Source organism: Fusibacter bizertensis, from assembly GCF_029914245.1.
Lineage (GTDB): Bacteria > Bacillota > Clostridia > Peptostreptococcales > Acidaminobacteraceae > Fusibacter_C > Fusibacter_C bizertensis.
Genome location: NZ_JARYZI010000004.1, coordinates 171,211 through 192,935, shown reverse-complemented (window position 1 = coordinate 192,935; position 21,725 = coordinate 171,211). Strand labels below are relative to the sequence as shown.

General features: G+C 36.4%; 16 protein-coding genes and 1 pseudogene. 15 read left to right on the top strand and 2 right to left on the bottom strand.

Translation table 11 applies throughout. The features are described 5' to 3' along the window. The first annotated feature begins 2 nt into the window (after nt 1–2). The 12 genes and pseudogenes from QE109_RS07800 (at nt 3) to QE109_RS07745 (ending at nt 14,690) form a co-directional block, all read left to right on the top strand. Nucleotides 3–3,020 (top strand): glycoside hydrolase family 2 TIM barrel-domain containing protein, encoded by a 3,018-nt coding sequence (locus QE109_RS07800; RefSeq protein WP_281093875.1) that lies wholly within the window; start codon nt 3–5, stop codon nt 3,018–3,020. Nucleotides 3,021–3,062: 42 nt separating this feature from the next. Next, nucleotides 3,063–4,784, top strand: coding sequence for an amylo-alpha-1,6-glucosidase (locus QE109_RS07795; RefSeq protein ID WP_281093874.1), 1,722 nt, complete (start codon nt 3,063–3,065; stop codon nt 4,782–4,784). Between the two features lie 148 nt (nt 4,785–4,932). Next, entirely contained in the window at nt 4,933–5,955 is a 1,023-nt protein-coding gene (locus QE109_RS07790) for a LacI family DNA-binding transcriptional regulator (protein ID WP_281093873.1), read from the top strand. Between the two features lie 100 nt (nt 5,956–6,055). After that, a pseudogene (locus QE109_RS07785) lies at nt 6,056–7,299 on the top strand (MFS transporter). Nucleotides 7,300–7,420: 121 nt separating this feature from the next. Then, complete coding sequence (gene sufC, locus QE109_RS07780) at nt 7,421–8,176, top strand: Fe-S cluster assembly ATPase SufC (protein ID WP_281093872.1); 756 nt, start codon at nt 7,421–7,423, stop codon at nt 8,174–8,176. Between the two features lie 25 nt (nt 8,177–8,201). Beyond that, the gene (sufB, locus tag QE109_RS07775; protein ID WP_281093871.1) at nt 8,202–9,605 is read left to right on the top strand and encodes a Fe-S cluster assembly protein SufB; all 1,404 of its coding nucleotides are present in this window, start codon (nt 8,202–8,204) and stop codon (nt 9,603–9,605) included. 11 nt (nt 9,606–9,616) lie between these two features. Next, the gene (sufD, locus tag QE109_RS07770; RefSeq protein WP_281093870.1) at nt 9,617–10,747 is read left to right on the top strand and encodes a Fe-S cluster assembly protein SufD; all 1,131 of its coding nucleotides are present in this window, start codon (nt 9,617–9,619) and stop codon (nt 10,745–10,747) included. Then, nucleotides 10,713–11,948: a SufS family cysteine desulfurase gene (locus QE109_RS07765; protein ID WP_281093869.1), complete on the top strand. Its 1,236-nt coding sequence runs from the start codon at nt 10,713–10,715 to the stop codon at nt 11,946–11,948. Before sufD ends, QE109_RS07765 begins: the two co-directional genes overlap by 35 nt. After that, nucleotides 11,935–12,360 (top strand): Fe-S cluster assembly sulfur transfer protein SufU, encoded by a 426-nt coding sequence (gene sufU / locus QE109_RS07760; protein ID WP_281093868.1) that lies wholly within the window; start codon nt 11,935–11,937, stop codon nt 12,358–12,360. The genes QE109_RS07765 and sufU overlap by 14 nt, the downstream gene beginning before the upstream one ends. Before the next feature lie 124 nt (nt 12,361–12,484). Further along, entirely contained in the window at nt 12,485–12,943 is a 459-nt protein-coding gene (locus QE109_RS07755; RefSeq protein ID WP_281093867.1) for a hypothetical protein, read from the top strand. Between the two features lie 218 nt (nt 12,944–13,161). Next, entirely contained in the window at nt 13,162–13,839 is a 678-nt protein-coding gene (locus QE109_RS07750) for a hypothetical protein (protein ID WP_281093866.1), read from the top strand. 260 nt (nt 13,840–14,099) lie between these two features. Further along, nucleotides 14,100–14,690, top strand: coding sequence for a hypothetical protein (locus QE109_RS07745; protein WP_281093865.1), 591 nt, complete (start codon nt 14,100–14,102; stop codon nt 14,688–14,690). 86 nt (nt 14,691–14,776) lie between these two features. Here the strand turns inward: QE109_RS07745 and hydE are convergent, their stop codons facing one another. Further along, on the bottom strand, nt 14,777–15,853 hold the full coding sequence (gene hydE, locus QE109_RS07740) for a [FeFe] hydrogenase H-cluster radical SAM maturase HydE (protein WP_281094042.1): 1,077 nt from the start codon (nt 15,851–15,853) through the stop codon (nt 14,777–14,779). A gap of 403 nt (nt 15,854–16,256) precedes the next feature. Between hydE and QE109_RS07735 the strand changes: the two genes are divergently transcribed. The 3 genes from QE109_RS07735 to QE109_RS07725 all read left to right on the top strand — a co-directional run bounded on the left by QE109_RS07735 (nt 16,257) and on the right by QE109_RS07725 (nt 20,041). Continuing rightward, complete coding sequence (locus tag QE109_RS07735; RefSeq protein ID WP_281093864.1) at nt 16,257–17,078, top strand: inositol monophosphatase family protein; 822 nt, start codon at nt 16,257–16,259, stop codon at nt 17,076–17,078. 12 nt (nt 17,079–17,090) lie between these two features. After that, on the top strand, nt 17,091–19,028 hold the full coding sequence (locus tag QE109_RS07730) for an amylo-alpha-1,6-glucosidase (protein WP_281093863.1): 1,938 nt from the start codon (nt 17,091–17,093) through the stop codon (nt 19,026–19,028). Nucleotides 19,029–19,201: 173 nt separating this feature from the next. Next, nucleotides 19,202–20,041 (top strand): GGDEF domain-containing protein, encoded by an 840-nt coding sequence (locus QE109_RS07725; RefSeq protein ID WP_281093862.1) that lies wholly within the window; start codon nt 19,202–19,204, stop codon nt 20,039–20,041. A gap of 107 nt (nt 20,042–20,148) precedes the next feature. Here the strand turns inward: QE109_RS07725 and QE109_RS07720 are convergent, their stop codons facing one another. Then, nucleotides 20,149–21,687 carry an alpha-amylase family glycosyl hydrolase gene (locus QE109_RS07720; RefSeq protein ID WP_281093861.1) on the bottom strand — a complete coding sequence of 513 codons (1,539 nt, stop codon included), beginning with the start codon at nt 21,685–21,687 and terminating at the stop codon, nt 20,149–20,151. Nucleotides 21,688–21,725: the final 38 nt, after the last annotated feature.

Genomic DNA, 21,725 nt, shown 5'->3' with positions numbered 1-21,725 from the left:
ATATGGAAAAATTACACCTCATGCACAATCGAATTGAATCCAGAGCCTACTTTAAGAGCAAGCATGAAAATGTGTTTTCTTTAGATGGTATGTGGCGCTTTCGTTACTTTGATGCGCCAGCCCGAATTCCTGAAATTATAGATTTTTGGCATGAGATAAAAGTACCATCTTGCTGGCAGCTCGAGGGCTATGATCAGATGCATTATACGGACTTGTACTATCAATTTCCACTTCTGCCACCCTATGTACCGGCAAAAAACCCAACAGGCGTATATGAACGTACCCTAGATGTAAATGAAATAGATCTAGATTCTCGTAAAGCGCATAGAATAAGATTTCATGGTGTGGACAGTGCGTTTGAACTTTGGATTAATGCTAAGTTAGTAGGAGATAGTACTGGTTCTAGATATACAACTGAATTTGACATAACCCAGTTTTTAAACTCAGGCGAAAATACGATACGCGTTATTGTTAAAAAATGGAGCATTGGCACCTATCTAGAAGATCAAGATATGTGGTGGTTAAGTGGCATTTTTAGAAGTGTAGAGTGGTTAATACTCCCCAAAGACCGCATCGAGGATTTTAGCACTATCACAAAATTATCTAAACATAATCAATTAGCGAGTATAGCCATAAACGTTTCACATATAAACCGTAAAATCGAAGATGATTCTTATGAAATTGAAGCGCAATTATGTTATCGTGATGAGATAGTCGTTGGAAAGAAAATAAAGGTCAGCACTTCTCAAGGGGTACATGGGTTAGAACTTCAATTAGAAATGCCAAAACTTTGGACTGCAGAAACGCCATTTTTATATGATTTAAACCTTAACCTCTATTATAAAGGTGATTTAATGCACAGTGTTCAAGATCGAATAGGCATACGTGAAATTAAAGTGCATGCAAATCAGATTTTGATAAATGGAATGCCGATTCATTTTAAGGGTGTCAACCGTCACGATTTTAACTGTGATACAGGTAGAACTGTTTCTCTAGAAGATATGCGGTTTGATCTTGAACTTATGAAAAGTAACCATATGAATGCAGTTAGAACAGCACATTATCCCAACTCACCTGAATTTTACGCCTTATGTGATGAAATAGGATTGTACGTCATCAGTGAAGCGGATCTTGAATGTCACGGATTTGAACTTACTGGCCGTTACGACTGGATTACAGATGATTCAACTTGGACTGAGGCGTATGTTGACAGAGCTGTCCGACTTGTTAAGCGAGATATTAATAGGCCATGCATTATCATGTGGTCGCTTGGAAACGAATCTGAATTTGGGAGAAACTTTATAGCCATGGCTGAAGAGATTCGCGCTATAGATCACACCAGATTGATACATTATGAAGGTGATCGTGACGTTGAAGTCTGTGATGTATATAGTACGATGTACACAAGACTTGAGCGATTAGAAGAAATAGGAAAATCAACCGATGGGACGAAACCTCATTTGCTTTGTGAGTATGCACATGCAATGGGTAACGGTCCTGGTGGCCTCAAGGAATATCAGCAACTCTTTAGAAAGTATCCACGCTTAAATGGTGGTTTTATATGGGAATGGATCGATCATGGTATTAGAAGCTATGATGAAGAAGGTCGAGTGTTTTATAAGTATGGTGGGGACTATGGGGATGCACCTCATAATGGTAATTTCAACTGCGATGGACTTTTATTTCCAGACAGAACGCCCTCTCCAGCACTTGCAGAAGTGAGAAAAGTGTATTCGCCAATTTGGATAGAGTCGTTTTATGAAGCAGAAACTAAAACACAATACATCACAGTTGAAAATGATTATGATCATATTACACTTGATCATGTCTGCTTTACAATTACAGGTAGAAAAAGCGGATTCAAGTTTAAACTTCACAACATGATGCCGAAAGAAAAGGTAATCCTCGTATTAGCCTCAGATGAACTCAAAACATATCCAGAGGATAAATTGAAATTTGAAGCATTCATACCTGCGGACATGGCTGCTAGGCATAAAGGGGCAATGCTCAGAGCGTATGATGAAAGAAATGAAAGAAACGATAGAAATGAAAAGTATGAAATTACTTCACACCAAATTATTTCGCCTGAGGATATTGAGTTGAAAATCTTTAGGGAAGAACAATTTCTTCAAAGTAAAAACAGACTTCTAACGACTGAAACGCATGAATCCCTTGAAATTAAAGATGCACAAAATAGTTTTTCTGTAAAATTTGATAAAATAGAGGGTCTGCTAACTTCGTATAATGTCCATGGCGTTGAATTTATCAAAAATGGTCCAGAGATTAACTTTTGGCGCGCGCCTATAGACAATGATATGTATGTGAAACGCGTTTGGATGGATCAGTATTCACTTCATTTATTGAAAAGTTACCCAGAATCATTTGGATGGGAGAGAGAGACTGAAAGTGGCGCAGTACTAATAAAGATCAATTTCATAGTAGGCGCTCCAAATCAGACATGGTACTATAAAATTAGACAGCATATTTGTATTCGAACTGAAGGAACGATTGAATTTGATTTTTATGGACAGTTTAAAGATCCTAAAAGAGTATATCAATCTTCTATACCAAAGATTGGAAGTGTTTCAAGTCTTGCCATTTCACCAGAATCAGTGAAATACAATGGACTTGGACCTTTGGAAAATTACCCAGACAGTCAAAGTGCTGCTTGGCTAGGCATCCATGAATTAATCATGGAAGAGATGTTTACACATTATCCTTATCCTCAAGAAAACGGAAACCGTAGTGAAGTTACAGAAATTGAGTTGTGCTATGATGCTTACACGTTTTGTATCGACATGAAAAAGGGTTCTCATTTTGCGATAAGACCTTATAGTGATGGACATATTGAACAAGCTAAACATATGAATGTGCTTAAGGAAGAGGGGTGTTTTTTACATCTCGATTATAAAGTTAATGGGCTTGGTAGCAATAGCTGTGGTCCTGAGCCATCACCTGAGCATAAACTTAAACCTGTTGATTTCGAATTTGGTTACACATGGCACATTAAACAAAGGTAGTTTTAAGAACTGAAATCGTAAGTGATAGAAAGGGTATGTTTGATGAATGCGATAGACTTGATTAAGATTCCATTTAGCACGAGAGGTTCATATACCGTATTTTCGATTCTAAAGAATGAAAATAAAGCGCATTTTTACATGAGAGATATCCGAGGTGGAGATTTAGATCCAGGTTGTTTATTTGAGTTTGAATTTCAGGATATAAGGAAAGACGGCGTTTGTCGTAGATTAGAAGTTGATGAAATCAAATTTGAAGTTAAACCTAGTTTATTGACTGGATATCGATTTGAAAAACGTGCCTTTGAAATTACATTTGAGGATGAAGATTCATTTAGAGTGCGCACATTTGAAGCAAATCTACGTATCTCTATGGTAGCTGTAAATCATAAATACAACACGATAGCAGAGCTTAATCTTTTAAACTGGGAGTTCACAAGCTACTTTAAAGAGGTTAAAGTTGGCATACACAAATTAAGTGGCAACGGCAATGTAACAGCCAATTGGCTTGAGATCGGTAACAAAGAGATAAAAATTGATCTAGGCGAGGAGGATGAGTGGCGATTTGTCACCTATCGCGTTGCTGAAGGTGAAAAACCATTTGCAATTGACACTTTTGAATCTTGTGAAAAACGCATGCATCAAAAATACGCAGGTTGGTCCAAAAGATTCAAAATAAAGAGTAAGATACCTATGAATACTATGCTGTCTATTTTAGAGGCGAGAGTTGAAGAAGCTGCTCATATCCTATGGCAGAATTTTGTAAAGGCAGAGGGAAAATTAAGCTATCCAGCACTTTATATGACGAAAAATTGGATGACGAATATTTGGAGCTGGGATAACTTTTTTAGTGCAATGGGTTTATTAACAGCATCTAGAAAAGCAGCTTTAGAGCAGCTAATAATCTTCGAAAAATTGCAATCACCAGAAGGTGCATTCCCAGACTATTCAAACGATCGCTATGCATCCTATAGTTGCAATAAGCCGCCTTTACTAGGGTGGTGCTATAACTGGATGATTCAAAAAGATGGATCTTTTAAAAAAGAGTCATCACTTAAACGCATATATCAAATGGCTGAGAAGCAGGTAAATTACTGGTTGAACCATAGAATGAGTGATTTAGGTCTGCCATATTATACACATGGCAATGATTCAGGATGGGATAATGGCACTTTCTTTAGCGAAGGCGTTCCAGTGATCACACCAGATTTGACAACTTTCCTTTTGCTACAAATTCAGTTTTTGATTGATTATGCAAAGACTCAAAAGGACTTAGAGCACTGGCAAGTTATCTATAACAAACTATACAAAGCGATGATGCTACATCTTTGGAATGGTGAGCAGTTTGTGGCAATCAAGTGGCCAGAAAAGAAAGTAATCCCCATGGAGAGTACCTTACAGCGTCTTTTACCATTGTTACTTTCAAAAGCTCTTCCTGAAAAAATAGTGGATAAACTCAAAGAAGATTTAATAGATTTTGAAACGCCGTTTGGCTTCGCTACTGAGATGCCTAATAGTCAATATTATAAATATAACGGTTATTGGCGAGGACCAATTTGGGCACCAACAACTTATTTGATGATTGATGCACTGCACTTAAATGGTGAACAAGTATGGGCAAACCGCATAAAAGAAAAGTTTATTAATTGCATTATCAAAGGTGGTTTTGCTGAGAATTTTGACCCATTCACTGGCGAAGGACTTGTTGACACGGGATTTGCGTGGACAGCATCTGTATTTGTATTATTAACGTGTACTGAGAATTGATATAGAGTGCATTTTAGATTATGACGTTGGTCGATTCCCCAAGTTTATCAGCGTCATTTTTCTATTAAATGCCAATTTGACTTGTAATTAATAAACAAAGTTATGATATAATGAATAAAAGATTTACTAAACATTAAGTAGGTGAAATATGGTTACAATTAAAGAAATCGCACAAAAAGCAGGTGTTTCTCCTGCTACTGTCTCTAGAGTACTTAACGAGGATAAGAATATCAGCGTGAGGGAAGAGACTAGAATTAAAATATACGAAGCTGCAGAAGAACTTGAATATATTCCACTTATTCAAAAGTACTCTACGCGTTTAAATATGAGTCACTCTGATTTGAAAATAATGGTTATATGTGCATTTACAAGTCAACTTGAAATTGAAGACCCCTATTATCTAGCAATCAGATTTGGTATTGATGAAGAATGCAAAAAAAGAGGGATTGAAATACATCGCGTTTATGCAAAAGAAATGAATGAGGAATTATTAACGCATAAATTTAATGGTGCTATTGCGGTGGGCTCTTTTACAACAGAAAATGTTAATAAAATGGCGGCCCTTTTTGAGCATATTATATTTTTAGATAGTGATCCTGACGACGAGCGGTTCGATGCAGTAACGGTTAATCTCGATGCCGGAATGAAAAAAATACTTAAATTTTTGTCAGAGCATGATGTGAAAAATATTGGATATATTGGTGGACGTGATTACCATGAATTACTTAAACATAAGCAAGATCAACGTGAAATAACTTTTATAGATGTAATGTCTAAAGCGGGCAATTTAAAAGATGAATGGGTCTGGATTGGCGAATTTTCATCTGACTCTGCGTATGAACTTGTGAAGGATCATATAGATATCAATCATCTTCCCGAGTGTTTTATAGTGGCCAACGATTCTATGGCTGTAGGTGTACTCAGGGCATTTTACGAGTTAGGCATCAAAATTCCAGATCAGGTATCAATCATCAGTTTCAATGATATCCCTCAAGCGAAGTTTACGACACCGGCACTTTCAACTCTGAAAATTCACTCAGAGCAGATGGGTGTCATCGCAGTTAAAACGCTTTTAGATAGAATTTCAAATGAACGTGTCGTACCATGTAGAGTTTCAATTGCGACACAATTAGTAATAAGAGATAGCTTCAAACAAACTAATGAAAAATAAAAAATGTAGAAAAGACTGGATTAAGCTGGTCTTTTTTTTGCGTGTTTCTCAAATGAAAATGGGTATCAATAAAAAATTAGATAAGAACGGTGGTGGCAAAATGGATCAAAGGCGCTTAGCGAAAAGTAATTGGAAGAGAAAAACAGTAATTTTTTTGACAAGTCAAAATATCTCGTTATTTGGTACATCTTTGGTTCAATACGCGATCATGTGGTATATCACTATTAAAACACAGTCTGGTTTTATGATGACAATTTCCATTATATGTGGTTTTTACCCACATTTTTCCTTGCACCTTTTGCAGGCGTATGGGCAGACCGATTTAATAGAAAATGGCTTATTATGCTATCAGATAGTATGATTGCACTTACAACATTGATGATGGCAATTGTATTTTGGATGGGCTATGAATCGATCTGGTTGCTGTTTGCTATGTCTGCAATTAGGGCGATAGGATCAGCAGTTCAGCAACCTGCAGTCAACGCTTTTATCCCGCAGTTTGTACCTGAAAATCAGTTGATGCGCGTAGGCGGCATCAATTCAAGTATCCAATCAGTTATGATGCTCATTGCACCAATGGTTAGTGGTGCGTTGATGACTTTTGCACCCCTTCAATCTATATTTATGATTGATGTGGTGACAGCTGCTTTTGCAGTGTTGATTTTGACGAGATTGAGTGTACCTGTCCATGCAAAAGCACTTGAAAAAGGCAAAATAAATTACCTTGAGGATATGAAACTTGGCTTAACCTATGTCGTACAGCATGAATACATTAGACGTTTTTATATTTTTATTGCGATTTTCCACTTTTTTATCACGCCAGTAGCTGCGTTAACGCCACTTCAAGTCACAAGAAGTTTTGGGAACGACATATGGCGATTAACAGCTATTGAGATTGCTTTTTCTTCGGGAATGCTCCTAGGTGGTTTGCTCATATCCTCATGGGGTGGTTTTAATAACAGGATTCACACGATGTCTCTTTCTACGTTTGGAATTGGACTCATGATTGTTGCACTTGGGATCGTGACAAATTTTTGGGTGTATATTAGGATAATGCTTATCTCAGGTGTTACACTTCCGCTTTTTATGACACCTTCTACAGTTCTGTTGCAAGAAAAAGTTGAAGAAGCATATATGGGAAGAGTCTTTGGTGTAATGACCATGATTTATAGTTCTGCCATGCCACTTGGAATGCTTGTTTTTGGTCCCCTTGCAGATATCGTTGACATTGAATGGCTATTGATTGTATCGGGTGCTGTGATTTTCTTCCAAGGCTTTTTCCTTATTGGAAACAAAGCGCTAGTGCATGCTGGAAAGCCAAAAGAAATCAAACAAAATATATAAAGACTATTTGTAAAGCTTTTGTTAATGAAAGCAATTCTCATTGACTGAAATCTAAAAAGACGGTAATATTAGAATTGAATTAAACCCGATTAAAATACTAGGATATAAACAGGAGGCATCAATGCAAATTATTAAGATAGAGAATCTAAAATCTCAAGTAGAAGGTCAACAAATACTTAAAGGGATTGACTTAACTATTAATAAAGGAGAAATCCACGTTATCATGGGACCTAATGGTGCTGGAAAGTCAACGCTTGCCAATGTGCTTATGGGACACCCTGCACATGAAGTTTTAGAAGGAACAGTTGATTTTCTAGGCAAAGACTTGTTAGATATGAAGGTTGATGAACGCGCTAAAGCGGGTCTTTTTTTATCGTTTCAATACCCACAGGAAGTTCCTGGTGTAACGGTTGAGAATTTTTTAAGAACGGCTAAAAAAGAAGTAAGTGGGATCATGCCAATGATGACACAGTTTAACAAGGATGTAAAAAAACAAATGGCTGACCTTAATATGGACGAGAAATACCTTGAGCGCTATTTAAATCAAGGCTTTTCTGGTGGTGAAAAAAAGAAAAATGAAATCCTACAAATGTCAGTGTTAAATCCCAAACTTGCTATTTTAGACGAGACGGATTCAGGACTTGATATAGATGCTATTCGCGTTGTATATGAAACAGTTCAGAAACTATCAAACGATAACAATGGGATCTTAGTCATTACGCATTACAACAAAATCTTGAATTATATAAAGCCAGATTTTGTCCATGTACTTGTTGATGGAAAAATTGTTAGAAGTGGGGATATAACACTTGCTGAAGAGATTGAGCGTACTGGATATGAAGTTTTCAAAGCTGAAAATGCTGCCAAAACTGTGTAAGTGACAACGAGAATTAGGAGGAATAATGGCTAATAAAACATTTATAGCCGATGTCGATCGCGGTATCTATGATGTAATCAATCAGGAAGACCATAGATTTGTAGCGGACAAAGGCTTAACAGAAGATATTATAAGAGACATCTCTAGAGAAAAAAATGAGCCCCAGTGGATGTTAGAATATAGACTAAAATCACTTGAAATCTACAAATCAAAACCTATACCCACATGGGGAGCGGATTTAAGTGAACTCGATGTGGAGAATATAGTGCACTACGTACGTCCTAATACAGACATGAAAACAAGTTGGGACGATGTGCCAGACGATATCAAAGAGACTTTTGAAAGACTAGGTATACCAGAAGCGGAACGCAAGTCTCTTGCTGGTGTAGGTGCACAGTACGACTCTGAGGTTGTTTATCACTCGCTTCAAGCAGAATTGACTGAGCAAGGCGTAATCTATACAGATATGGATACAGCGGTAAAAGAGTATGAGGAAATTGTACGCAAGTATTTTATGACGATTATCACGAACCGTGATCATAAGTTTTCCGCACTACATGGCGCAGTTTGGTCAGGTGGCTCATTTGTTTATGTGCCTGCAGGCGTGAAAGTTGAACTACCATTACAATCCTATTTTAGACTCAATGCAAAAGGTGCAGGTCAATTTGAGCATACTTTGATTATCGTTGAAAAGGGCGCAAGTTTACACTTTATCGAGGGCTGTTCAGCACCTAAGTATTCTGTTCAAAACTTACATGCTGGAGCTGTTGAATTATTTGTAAAGGAAGATGCTAAATTAAGATATAGTACAATTGAGAACTGGTCTCGAAATATGTATAACCTGAACACCAAAAGATCAGCAGTTGACAAAAATGGCAAGATCGAATGGGTATCTGGTTCATTTGGTTCTAGGGTTTCCATGTTATACCCTATGAGTATCCTCAGAGGTGAAGGTGCATCTAGTGAGTTCACAGGGATTACATTTGCTGCGAAAGGTCAATACCTTGACACAGGGACAAAAGTGCTTCACGCAGCCCCAAACACTACCTCAATCGTCAACTCAAAATCGATCTCAAAAGACGGCGGTCATGCTTTTTATAGGGGGCTGCTTAGAGTTACCCCAAATGCCACTAACGTTAAATCAACCGTAAACTGCGAATCCTTGATGCTAGATAATAGATCAAAATCAGATACAGTGCCAATTATAGAGATAGGAAATGACCAAGTAGATATTGGACATGAGGCTAAAATAGGACGTATAAGTGATGAAACCATATTCTATCTTATGAGCAGAGGCATAGATGAGGCTGAAGCAAAAGCAATGATCGTAAGAGGTTTTGTAGAGCCGATTACTAAAGAATTGCCACTTGAATATGCGGTAGAACTTAACAACCTGATTACTTTAGAACTCGAAGGTACAATTGGCTAATGGAGGAAGACATGAAATTAAATCAAACAAATGATAAAACATCAAAGCCTATCTATGAAGTTCCTATTTGGAAACGATTAACATTGCCTGAAAATTTATTTCCAGAGATAAAAGGTGAAGTGATTGAACAGATTAGTGTGGATGGAAATGGTGTTGAAATTGAACCATATGAAGCTTATCATGAAGCACTTTTTAAAGACAGTAACTTTACCAAACACTTAGGATTAGTTTTTGGTGAATATATAAGCAACGAGAAAAACCATGGCTACGTTGTAAAATCCAACTCTAGAGATTGGCAGTCACCGGTTGTGAAGATCTCATATCATATGAGTGATGATCGACCTGTGCTCGTGGATAATCAATTGATTGTAGTGGAGGAAGGGAGCAAGCTAACCGTAGTTCTTGATTATTTAGCTGATGACAATGTAGAAAATAGTAGACAACACTATGGGACAACTCGTGTTATTGCCAAGAGAGGTAGTTTTGTAAAAGTTATAAAATTGCAGCGTTTAGGCGATGCAGATGCACATTTTGATCAAAATTTTTCTATCGTTGAAGAAGGTGCAAAGCTTGAACTCGTCGATGTTCAATTTGGTGCACAGACTAAAGCTGTTGCATATGAATCTCAACTACTAGGTCGACACGCCAATGCAGATTTACAATCACTCTATTTTGGTGATAAGAACGAACAATTAGATTTATCCTTTACGATGCGTCATTTTGGTGCAAAATCAGAATCACACATTCTTTCTAAAGGCGCATTAAGCGGCAATAGTAAAAAAGTATTTAGAGGTAATTTATTCTTTGAAACCGGTTCTGTTCAGTCAGTAGGAAAAGAGAAAGAAGTTGTGGTTTTATTAAATGATAAAATCAAATCTGATTCTATACCTGCTTTACTTTGTTCAGAAGATGATGTGATTGGAGAACATGCAGCGAGTATAGGACAGCTCGACCATGAAAAACTTTTTTATTTGATGAGTCGTGGGTTGTCACTAGAAGCAGCAAAAAGGCTCGTGATCAAGGCCTCTTTTGAAGAGGTTTTGATGACAATAGGTGATGACGGATTAAAATCATCTATAGAAGAAGCCTTGGATAGGAGGTTATCAGATGGTAGAGCCGCGAATGAGGCAAGAGAGTTATAAAAGCTTTTTTCCGATATTTGAGCAACATCCATCACTCATTTACTTAGACCATGCTGCAACTTCTCAAAAACCCAGTATGGTGATTGAGCGAATGAGGCAATACCTAGAAGAAAGTAACGGAAGTCCTCATAGAGGGGCACATCTTCTCAGTGTAGAAGCTACAAGGCAGTATGATTATGGACGTGGAAAAGTAGCAGAGTTTATAGGTGCAAATAGTGAAAGAGAAATAGTTTTCACTAAAAATGCCACTGAAGCACTAAATTTAATTGCTTTTAGTTATGGCAGAACATTTGTGGACTCTGGTGATGAAATTGTCATTGCTATAACTTCGCATCATAGTAATATTGTCCCTTGGCAACAAATTGCGAAAGAAAAAGGCGCGATTTTAAAGTACTTGTATGTTGATCAAGAAGGTGATTTTCTACCTGGAGAAATTGATAAAATTACGCCAAGGACAAAAATAGTTGCTTTCCCGTGGATATCAAATGGTTTGGGCTGCATACATGATCCCGAGCGATTAACAAAACGTGCTCATGAATTTGGTGCAGTTGTTGTTTTAGATGCAGCTCAAGCAATCGCGCATATGCCTGTTGATGTAAAAGAGATGGGTATTGATTTTCTTGTGTTTTCTGGGCATAAAATGTATGGTCCTACTGGCGTCGGCGTTTTATATGGAAAGTACGAGCTGCTTGAAGTCATGCCTCCTTTTTTAACTGGTGGTGACATGATCGAATACGTTGAAGAACAAGAAACGACGTTTGCAACTGTACCTGAAAGATTTGAAGCAGGCACACAGCATGTTGAAGGTGTAGTTGGACTGGTTGCCGCAATTGACTTTATAGCATCAATTGGACTTGAGGAAATTGCACTTAAAGAACAACGCATCACAAAATATGCGATGAAAAAGTTGTCGGAGCTAAAATGTGTACAAATATATGGTCCTAAAATTGATAAAGACAGAGGTGCACTTGTCACCTTTAATGTTGAAGGAATTCACCCGCATGACATGGCAACACTATTAGATCAAAAGGGGATTGCCATAAGAGCAGGTCATCACTGTACGCAGCCTTTGATGAAGTATTTAGAGATAACGGCTTCATGCAGAGCAAGTTTTTCTATTTATAATTACGTTGAGGAAATCGATGCTTTAGTAGAAGGCATTTTATATGCAAGGGAGGTGTTTGGTTATGTCAATGGATAGCATATATACAGAACTTATTATGTCCCATAATAGAAGTGGTCACAATAAACACAAATTAGCAGATGCAAGTCATATTGAAAGGGGACACAATCCTAGCTGTGGTGATGATTTAACGCTTCAAGTTAAAATCGAATCGGGATTAATAGTTGATGCGGCTTTTTTAGGTAGTGGATGTGCAATTAGTCAAGCGGCAATGTCGATCATGATTGATCTGGTAAAGAACAAAACCGTAGAAGAAGCTAAAGCACTTGCTAATATATATCTTAGTATGATTAGAGGTGAGCATGTATCATCTGAGCAAATAGAGCTACTACAAGATGCTGTAGTTTTTGAAAGTCTATCAAAGATGCCAGCAAGGGTAAAATGTGGCACTTTAGGATGGCATTGCCTAGATGTGATTCTTGAAAAATAGTTCAGTTGAATATATAATGATTCGAGACAATAAGGGTTTACACTTTGGTAAATTGTGGTATCAAAGCGATATACTGTTGTCTCTTCTTCATTTTTTGAAGAAATAATTAGAAGTTGGAGTTTGTATGTACGATATTAGAGATATCCTACGCAAGGGGATCGACATTACTAAGAAGATTAAGGCAGAATACAAGAAACTTCAAGAGAACAGTGGGGATATGCGTATGCGTATACTCATTGGTGTCTTTATTCGGTCTGCTGACAGAGATATCAGTTATTACGAACAACTGGTTGAAAATCTGACAGATTCTATTGCTGAAGCGATAGATTTTGGCGTGTTTGATAAAATTTCTTCACTGGTGAACCAATTTGCACGTACAATTGGTCCTATTAACATCACTGAGAGAAAACCTTTGGTTGAATATGCACTATCTCAACAGAAATCACTTTATGCTTTGCTAGTTGATATTCAAGGCAGAATGGTAACGGGTAACGAAGAAACTTCTATTGCTTATTATGTGTTGACTGACCTAATCGAAGAGAAAAGAAGATTTATCTTAGAACTAGAACAAATGTCGCAATAAGCATGGTAAAGAGGCTATTTCAAAACTAACGTACAGCAATTTTTGTGTACAGCACGTTTTGAAAATAGTCTCTTTTTGGTACTTATATTAAAATTTTATTACGCTAAGTAACGACATCGGGGAATATTCTTAATTATGTTATAATAAAGTTACTGTAAATGTTTGAATAATCATAAATTAAGGTAATAATTAAATATCATATAATCGGAGGAATTTACATGAGTGAAAATAAAACAGTAACATCCACACCTAAAGCAAGTGATAAAAGACATGTAATGTATGCGCTTAGTATTCATATGAAATATGGTGAAGTTCTTCATGTTGAAGGTCTGAATAAAGAAGAAAAAGACGCGTATTTCAAGCTAGCTAGAGATAAAGATGCAACGATGATCGTAGAAGATAAAACGAGTGTTAGACATCTACTTAGCAAAGACATCGCAAAAGTATCAGTTAAAGCGTATGATGAAAAATATGAAAAAGTTTATCATCCACTTGAGAAAATCCTCTTTTCAGAAAGCAGCATGGGTAGAAGAGTCTTTACACTTATCATTAAAGCTTTTGTGATTCTATCAATATTGAGTATTGTTGGTATGTTTGGTGTAGCAATGCTTGAAGGCGATATCATGGATGTTTTCTTTGATTCGGCAATTTTATCTGAGACGATACTCAAAGGGTTTGACTTGATGAATAAAATATTTGGTTTAACAGTACTTGTGATGGCCATTATGAATATATTAGACCTTGGTCTCGGTTTGAGATCTCACTATTATATCAACCAAGATGGTGCAGACCCTGTAGAATATTCGAGGGTCAGTAATGTACTTGTAACAGGAGCTTTTATTGTTATATTCCTGATTGCAAAAACCATTCTTAACACCATCGCAACTATGCTTTAAGAAGAGAAAATAACGAAGGGCTACATGCATATCTGATATGATGCCTCCAAAGTAGAGATTCTAATCAATGATGATTAGAAGATCTATTTTGGAGGTTTTTCTATGGAAAGAAATAGTGTTTTAGAGTAATTACAGAGAATACAAAATTTTTTGAATATAAGATAAAAATAAGATTCCTTTAAGAAAAAATTAATTCTAACCGGTTATAGTTATTAAGTAGACTAGTGAATTATATAATTTTGACTCAAAAAAGGGGAAGTATGGATAGAAATCGTAAAACAAAACATAATTTGCACCAAGTAATCAAGATATTTCTCTTTGTAGTTATTATTGGAACGGTATTGTTATCTTTATACTTTCAAAGTGCAAAAACAGAAAAAAGTGCTGAAAAAACTGCCCATAAATTTTTAGTTGCACTTTATGATGCAACACCTAAAACTTTAAACAATATATTGCCGATACAAGATGCGTCCGCTGCCTCACAAGATGAAGCGTTTAAGCTTTACATAAAAAATCTAAACCAAGCAATACGCAAAAGATTTGGCAATTGCTATACAGATGAATTTTGGAACTACATGATTGGGAATCGAATGTGGTTAACAGCGCCAATAGCAGCACAAAATAGAGAATGTGATATAAAAGTGAAAGCAGTAACTTTTAAAAGGCTAAATCCTAAAGAAAAAGAAGTTCATCTTAATTTTGAAGTTGAGATGGCAATGACAAGTTGTAATAATCATGTTGTTAAGCCTGTTATTCAAAGTGGAGAAATGTGGTTAGTCTTTGAAGGGTATAATTACAAAGTGAGTCAATTGATTTACATAGATAATCAATTGATTCAGTATACTTATTGAGAACACAGAAAATATCCTGTTTTAAAATACCATTTAAAACGAGCACTATAATCCCTAAGGAATATAGTGCTCGTTTTTTAAAATTTTTAAAGTTTGATTTGAACAGAACTCGCTTCTTCAGGAATGTGGATCGATGCGTGATCGCCTCTACCCATATCTACTCTGAATCCTGCACTTTTAATACGGCCTTCTATACACTGGCGGCAATGTGCTGCTTCGTCTCCAGTACATATCTTGTCTTTGTATAGTTCATACTTTTCTCGAACGTCAGTTGGTGATAAGTTTGGCATAACAACATTGGCACCAGCTTTAAGTGCTTTTTCTCGTCCCTTTGGATCAAGTGTCCCCATAGCAGTTGTTGAAGGCAAAAGTGCTTTAGGTAATAATAGACGAGCAAGTGCAACCATAACTAAGGTCTCTTCCACTGTACCACCTTTAGAACCTTTGAGTGGTGTTTCATCGTGAGGAATATAGGGACCTATGCCGATCATTTCAGGTTCTAATTCTTTTATAAATCTAAGATCTGCAACTAAATCAGTCGGCGTTTGATTTGGAAGTCCAACCATGAAACCAGCACCAACTTGATAGCCTAATTCTTTAAGTGTGAATAAACAATTTCTTCGATTTTCAAAGCTCATATTTGGATGTAGAGATTCGTATAAGGATTTTGTAGCAGTTTCATGTCTGAGAAGGTATCTATCTGTCCCTGCTTGTTTTAACAATGCGTAACTTTCATAAGATCGCTCACCAACTGATAACGTAATCGCACAGTCGGGATAAGATTCTTTAATGGTCTGAATCAAGTCGACAAGAACTTCATCCGTGAAAAATGGATCTTCTCCACCTTGTAAAACAAAAGTTCTATATCCAAGCTTATAGCCTTCTTCACAGCAATTTAAGATGGCTTCCTTACTGAGTCTATAGCGATCCACTGTAGTATTTTTACCACGGATACCGCAGTAATTACAATTCTGCTTGCAATAATTTGTAAATTCAATAAGGCCCCTCATGTAGACAGTGTCTTTATAAAAGATTGACTTTTTTTCAAGGGCTTTCTCAAAAAGGTAAGGCGCGGTATCTGCATCAAGATGCGTTATAAGCTCTAGTAACAAATTGTCTTCTAGGTCTTCGTTTTTATATAACAAATCAATTAAGCTAATAATCCTGTTCACAAAATCCTCCAATATATCAAATAGAGTAAAAAAAATACCACTTCAGATCACCCTGATCTAAAGAAGCACACTAAGTTCAATCCTCAAGCTATTGGGAATTGTAAGTTTCATGTCTCCTTTGAGATTAGAGTTTTCTTTTCTCTTAGGTTTTCATTTGTAAGGCTTGTCAATTATAAAGACGCATCTCGATAAAAGACTTCTTTGTTAATAAATTATCAAAAAAACAATTAAATGTCAAGTTGAAATTAAATCTGAAATATAACACTTATGTAAACATTAGGTAGAGTTGAGAGGCAAATATTCACAACATGAATAAATTTTAAAAAACGATTGAATAGGGTATAATAGGCATGTAATTGATACGAGTATTTTGTAAGCAGAAAGTGAGTTTGTGATGAATGAAAGTAGTGTGATACATGATAAAGAATTGATTGACATTGTTAAGAAGATTATCACTTCTTCAGCCGATGAATTGTTAACTGAGTCATTTACCATAAAGGAAAAAGGGAAGCAAGACATCGTCACAAATCTTGATTTTGAAATGGAACGACGCATTAAAAAAGAACTTCTTTATTATTTTCCTGAAGATGGTTTTATAGGAGAAGAAGAAAATCATGACCTTGGAAATCTAAAAACCAAAAATAAGATGAGAACTTGGATCCTTGATCCGATAGATGGGACACTTAATTTCACACAAGGCCATCCATTCTTTGGTGTGCAGATTGCTCTTATGATTGGTACTGAGCCCTACTTTAGTATGATCTATTTACCTAAAATTAATGAGTTATACTATGCGATTAGTGGCAAGGGAGCTTATATAAATGACCAGTCCATTCATGTGGTTAAAGAGACTAAAGGACAACAGCTGAAAGATGTGATTGTAACTTTTGGTGACTTCTCAAAATCAAATCCTTCTTCGAGAAGCTATCAATTGAAAGCAATAGAAGCGCTAGTTGAAAAAGCCATGAGAGTTAGGATTCAAGGTGCATCCTCAGTAGACTTTGCCTTTACTTCTGTAGGTAAAAATGGCTGTCATATTATTTTTTCAAAGAATATATGGGAGCTCGCCCCTGGTTTGATGCTTGCGAAGGAATCTGGATGTGTCACCTGTAAAATTTCAGGTGAGAAACATGGCTTCAGTGGTGAAGGGATTATCATTGCTCAAAATCTTAGTATACTTTCAGAAGTATCGATATTATTAGAAGACATAAAATGAAAGGAGCAGCTTATGAAAAAAACTAATCAAGAAATTATGAACCATGAATACCTTATGACTAACGGCCTTGGTGGATATAGCTTTGGCACCTTGGATCAAGTTAACTGCCGTAAATACCACGGTTTATATACTGTGAGTTATAATCCTCCAATAGAGAGGACGCATTTGATATCTAAATTACAGGAGTTAATTACCATCGATGGAAAAGTTTATCCTTTGACTTTTGAAAACGTTCCCAGTGAAAAGGAAACGGAGACAAATCTCATTAATTTCACACACGAGGGTATCATCGAACAGTGGTTTCAAATTGAAGAAGCTCATATATCTGTGGAGAGAACGATTGCAATGAAATATGGTAGCAATCATCTTGCTGTAAGATATCAGATTGCTTCTGAGAAACCTGTGAAATTTGAAATCGTTCCACTTTATAATTTTAGAGATCACCATGATACAATCACGCCTGATATATCTGAATATAGTGATGCTTATAATCAAAATGAAAACGTATTAGAAGTTAGTGCATCAGGTAAAAGCGTCTTTTTAAAAATCGATGGACTTGAAAAGGTTTCATATCACCCAAATAGAATTTATTCACAGGAAAGTTACTATCCTATAGAGACACAACGTGGCTATCCAGATATTGAAAGACATGCGATAATGGGAAGTTTTATAGTCGACCTTGAACCAGGACAGAACAAACTTGATGTTCTGGTTAATATAACAAATGATTTTGAAAGTGCAGACGCAGTATTTTTAAACCGTAAGGAAAGGTATCAACAACTCATAAGAGAAGCTGGTGCTTCTTCTGAACCTTTCAAACGTCTAGTTCAAGCTGCAGATGATTTTATCGTCTACCGTAAAACCACTGGAAAAATGACGATTATAGCAGGTTATCCATGGTTCACTGATTGGGGACGCGATACAATGATTGCGATTCCGGGCTTAACACTTGAGACAGGGCGATCTGCTGAAGCGCTTCAAATGATTGAAGGTTTTCTAGAGATGTCCCATATGGGGATTATTCCTAATAATTTTCCTGATGAAGGTCAGCCGCCTATGTACAACACTTCTGATGGTACACTTTGGCTTTTCAATGCAATGTATGCTTATTACCAAACGACAAATGATTTAGCTGCAGTTGAAAAATGCTATCCTCAAATGATGCGTATTATTAATCATCACATTCAAGGTACGATTAATGACATCTACATGGACCATGATGGTCTCTTAAGTAGTGGCAACGAAGAAACACAACTGACATGGATGGATGTTAAAGTAAATGGTTGGGTTGTTACGCCTAGACATGGAAAAGCAGTCGAAATTAATGCACTTTGGTATAACGCGATTGCTATTATGCATGAGTTTACGCAACTGCTGGGAGTAAAATCTGAAAACATAGAAATTGATTTTGGTAATTTGATGAATAAGATTAAAAAATCATTTAATGCACTATTTTGGAATGAAAAAGATCAAAATCTATATGATCTAATTATTGATGGAAATGCGATTGATATACCGAGACCCAATATGATTTTTGCAGTGAGCTTACCATTTGCAGTGCTTGATGAGAAACATTGGAAAGCTGTCGTAGGTTATGTCCAAGAACATTTTAAGATGCCATATGGTTTGCTGACATTAAGACGAGAAGATGAGAATTTCCATAAAACTTATGATGGAGATTTACTGAGCAGAGATGGTGCATACCACAGGGGCACAGCTTGGGGATGGCTAATTGGACCTTATTTAGAGGCACATTTCAAAACCTATCATGACCTTCAGTATGTCAAGGCTTCACTGGATACGCTCATGACACATCTTGACGAGGGAATCCATGGAAGCATATCGGAGATCTTTGAAGGTGGTGCACCTCATGCACAAAGAGGTTGCTCTGCTCAAGCTTGGTCAGTTGCTGAAGCTATAAGAATCTGGAAGATGGTTTACAAGAAATAAAAATATATGTTCTTCATATAAATCGATGAAGCACTAAGCGGTATGGGTAAAGCTCATTATTTGTTTAGTGCTTTTCATTTATTTACAACTTGATTTGTATGATTCAAAGACATAATAAGGTATAATATTGTATATAGTGACGTTTATTTGTCATCATCATTAAGGAGGCTAAAATGCAAGGCATAAGTTTAGGTTCTTGGATATTAGACTTGGAAAATCTGACATTTGATGAAACAGAAAACAGATTGAAAGTACTAGGTATCGAGAAAAATAAGATGTTGTTACCCGACACACTTGACTTTTTTTTACAGCGCATTTATGTAGAAGATTTGCCTAGAGTTCAGGATTTGATATTAAATCTAATTCAGGGAGAGATTGACGCGTTTGAAGTTACATATCGTATTAGAACAGTACTAGGAGGACTGAGATGGTTTCATGATAGTTGCCATCTTATTAAAGAAAAAGGTGAAGCTAATAGTAAACGTGCTATAGGTGAAACGATCGATATTACTGAATCAAAAGTGATAGAGGATAGACTGACAATAGAACACGAGCACGCTTTACAAAATACTGATGAATTTGAATTGAGAGATCCTTTAACACACCTACTTAGCAAAAGCGAAACCATAATGCAATTAAAAGCATTAATTGAACTAAAAAGAGGAGATATTGAATTTTTATCGGTGGCACTGATTTGTATAAAAAACTTCTTTGAACTCAATGATCAAGAAGGACGTATGATTACTGATCATGTTTTGGTACGTGCTTCAGATATTATTGGGAAAAGTTTAAATGAGGGTGATTTACTAGGACGATATAGTGTAGATTGTTTTCTCGTCGCTTATAAAAAAGTCCCGAATACTATGGCAGAAGCTATTTGCAAAAATGTGGTGGATCAAATTGAATCATATGATTATGGTAATGATATCCCTGTGAAAATTAGTTATAATCTTGCTGAATACCTTGGAGAAAGTGCGAATGAACTTATCTCTAAATTAGTTTGTGCGTTATGAGGTGAAGTTAAAAAAACCGTGGATAAGTTTCTTTAAAAAGAAATTTATCCACGGTTTTTTTAGTAAAAGATGTATTTTGGTTATAATAAATTTTGAAGTGAATGCTACTATTTTACGATTAAAAACTTAATTGATACAGGTGGAAGTGTAATACTCAGTGTTTGTCCGTCGAAGTCACCGACTAGTTCTCCTGTAACATAGTCTGTTAGCGATTGTGCTGCAAAATCAAATGAGATCTCTTTGTCTTTTTCAAGTGAGTTGATAATGATCAACATCTTGTCTTCACCTTTGGCTATTTCATAGGCGATAGACCCTTTATCATGAAAGATCTTATTAAACTCTTCCATATAAGTTTTTCTTATTTCTGCAAGTGTCTGAGTAAAAGTCAGTAGTTCATTGTTTTGAGTAGTATCCCAAGCCATGAAGCGTCTGTTTTCAGGATCATAACCACCAGCCATTCCAAGCTCTGTACCATAGTATACAACAGGGATTGCAGGATATGAGTAGAGAAACGTTAATGCTTGCTTAGTGTACTCGGCAGACATCCTAGGATTTAAACTCATAAATCTGGAATTGTCATGATTATCTATAAAGATGGCATTTAGCTCGGGATGTGTAAATGCTTTTTCTTTATCAAGTGCATTAGCCAGTGAAAACATATTTGCCAAGGAATTGAAACCGTTTTCAATACCATTGAAGAGTGAGTAATTTGTGATGCTGTCTATACCATCTTGGTGGTAAGACTCCAGTGTTTTAGGATTTTCATCCCACACTTCACCCATTAAGAAAAAATCAGGATATTTAGCTTTTATAGCGGTGGAGAAAGATTGCCAAAAAGTATGAGGTACATGGCGCACTGTATCAAGTCTGAATCCATCTATACCGGTCTCCTCAATCCACCAAAGTGCATTTTCAATGAAATAAGATGATACTTCAGGATTGGATTGATCCAAATCAGGAAGTCCTGCAAGCCATCCGTTTTCTACTTCAGTTTTATCTTTCCAGTTGCTAATCGTGATGTTATCATGAAACCAATCTTTTTTGTCGGGATCAGTAAGCCATGGTGAATCATAGCCAGTATGGTTAACGATATAATCAAGTATGACTTTAATTCCTTTTTCATGTGCTTTAGCGACTAATTCTTTAAAAACATCAATATCTCCAAAGTGTGGGTCTACTTTATAGAAATCATAGATCCAATAACCATGGTAACCATTAGGGCCATTTTCCATAATTGGTGTGAGCCAAATTGCAGTTGCACCTAAATCTTTAATATAATCTAGTTTTTCGATAATTCCCTGCAAGTCACCGCCTTGATAGGCACGCATATTCTCTTTGTCAACATCAGGTAGGTTATCAGAAGGATCGCTATCAGCAAATCTATCTACCATAATAAAATAGATAATGTCCTCTTTTGTAATACGCGTTTCCGGATAAGGCGTTGATAGTGTAGCCTCAGTAGTAGGTTCTGATGTTGTGGTTTGAGAATTGGTCAACTCCTGCGAGTTATCAGTTTCTTCGAGATTACTTATCGCCTTAGGTGCACAGCCAACGGTAAGTGCAATAACCATCAATACAAAAAGCATTATGACAGTCATACGATATTTCAAATTACTATTTGCCCTTATTTTCTGAAACTTTGACATTGAAACCTCCAATTTTTAATATAAAAAGCAATTGATGC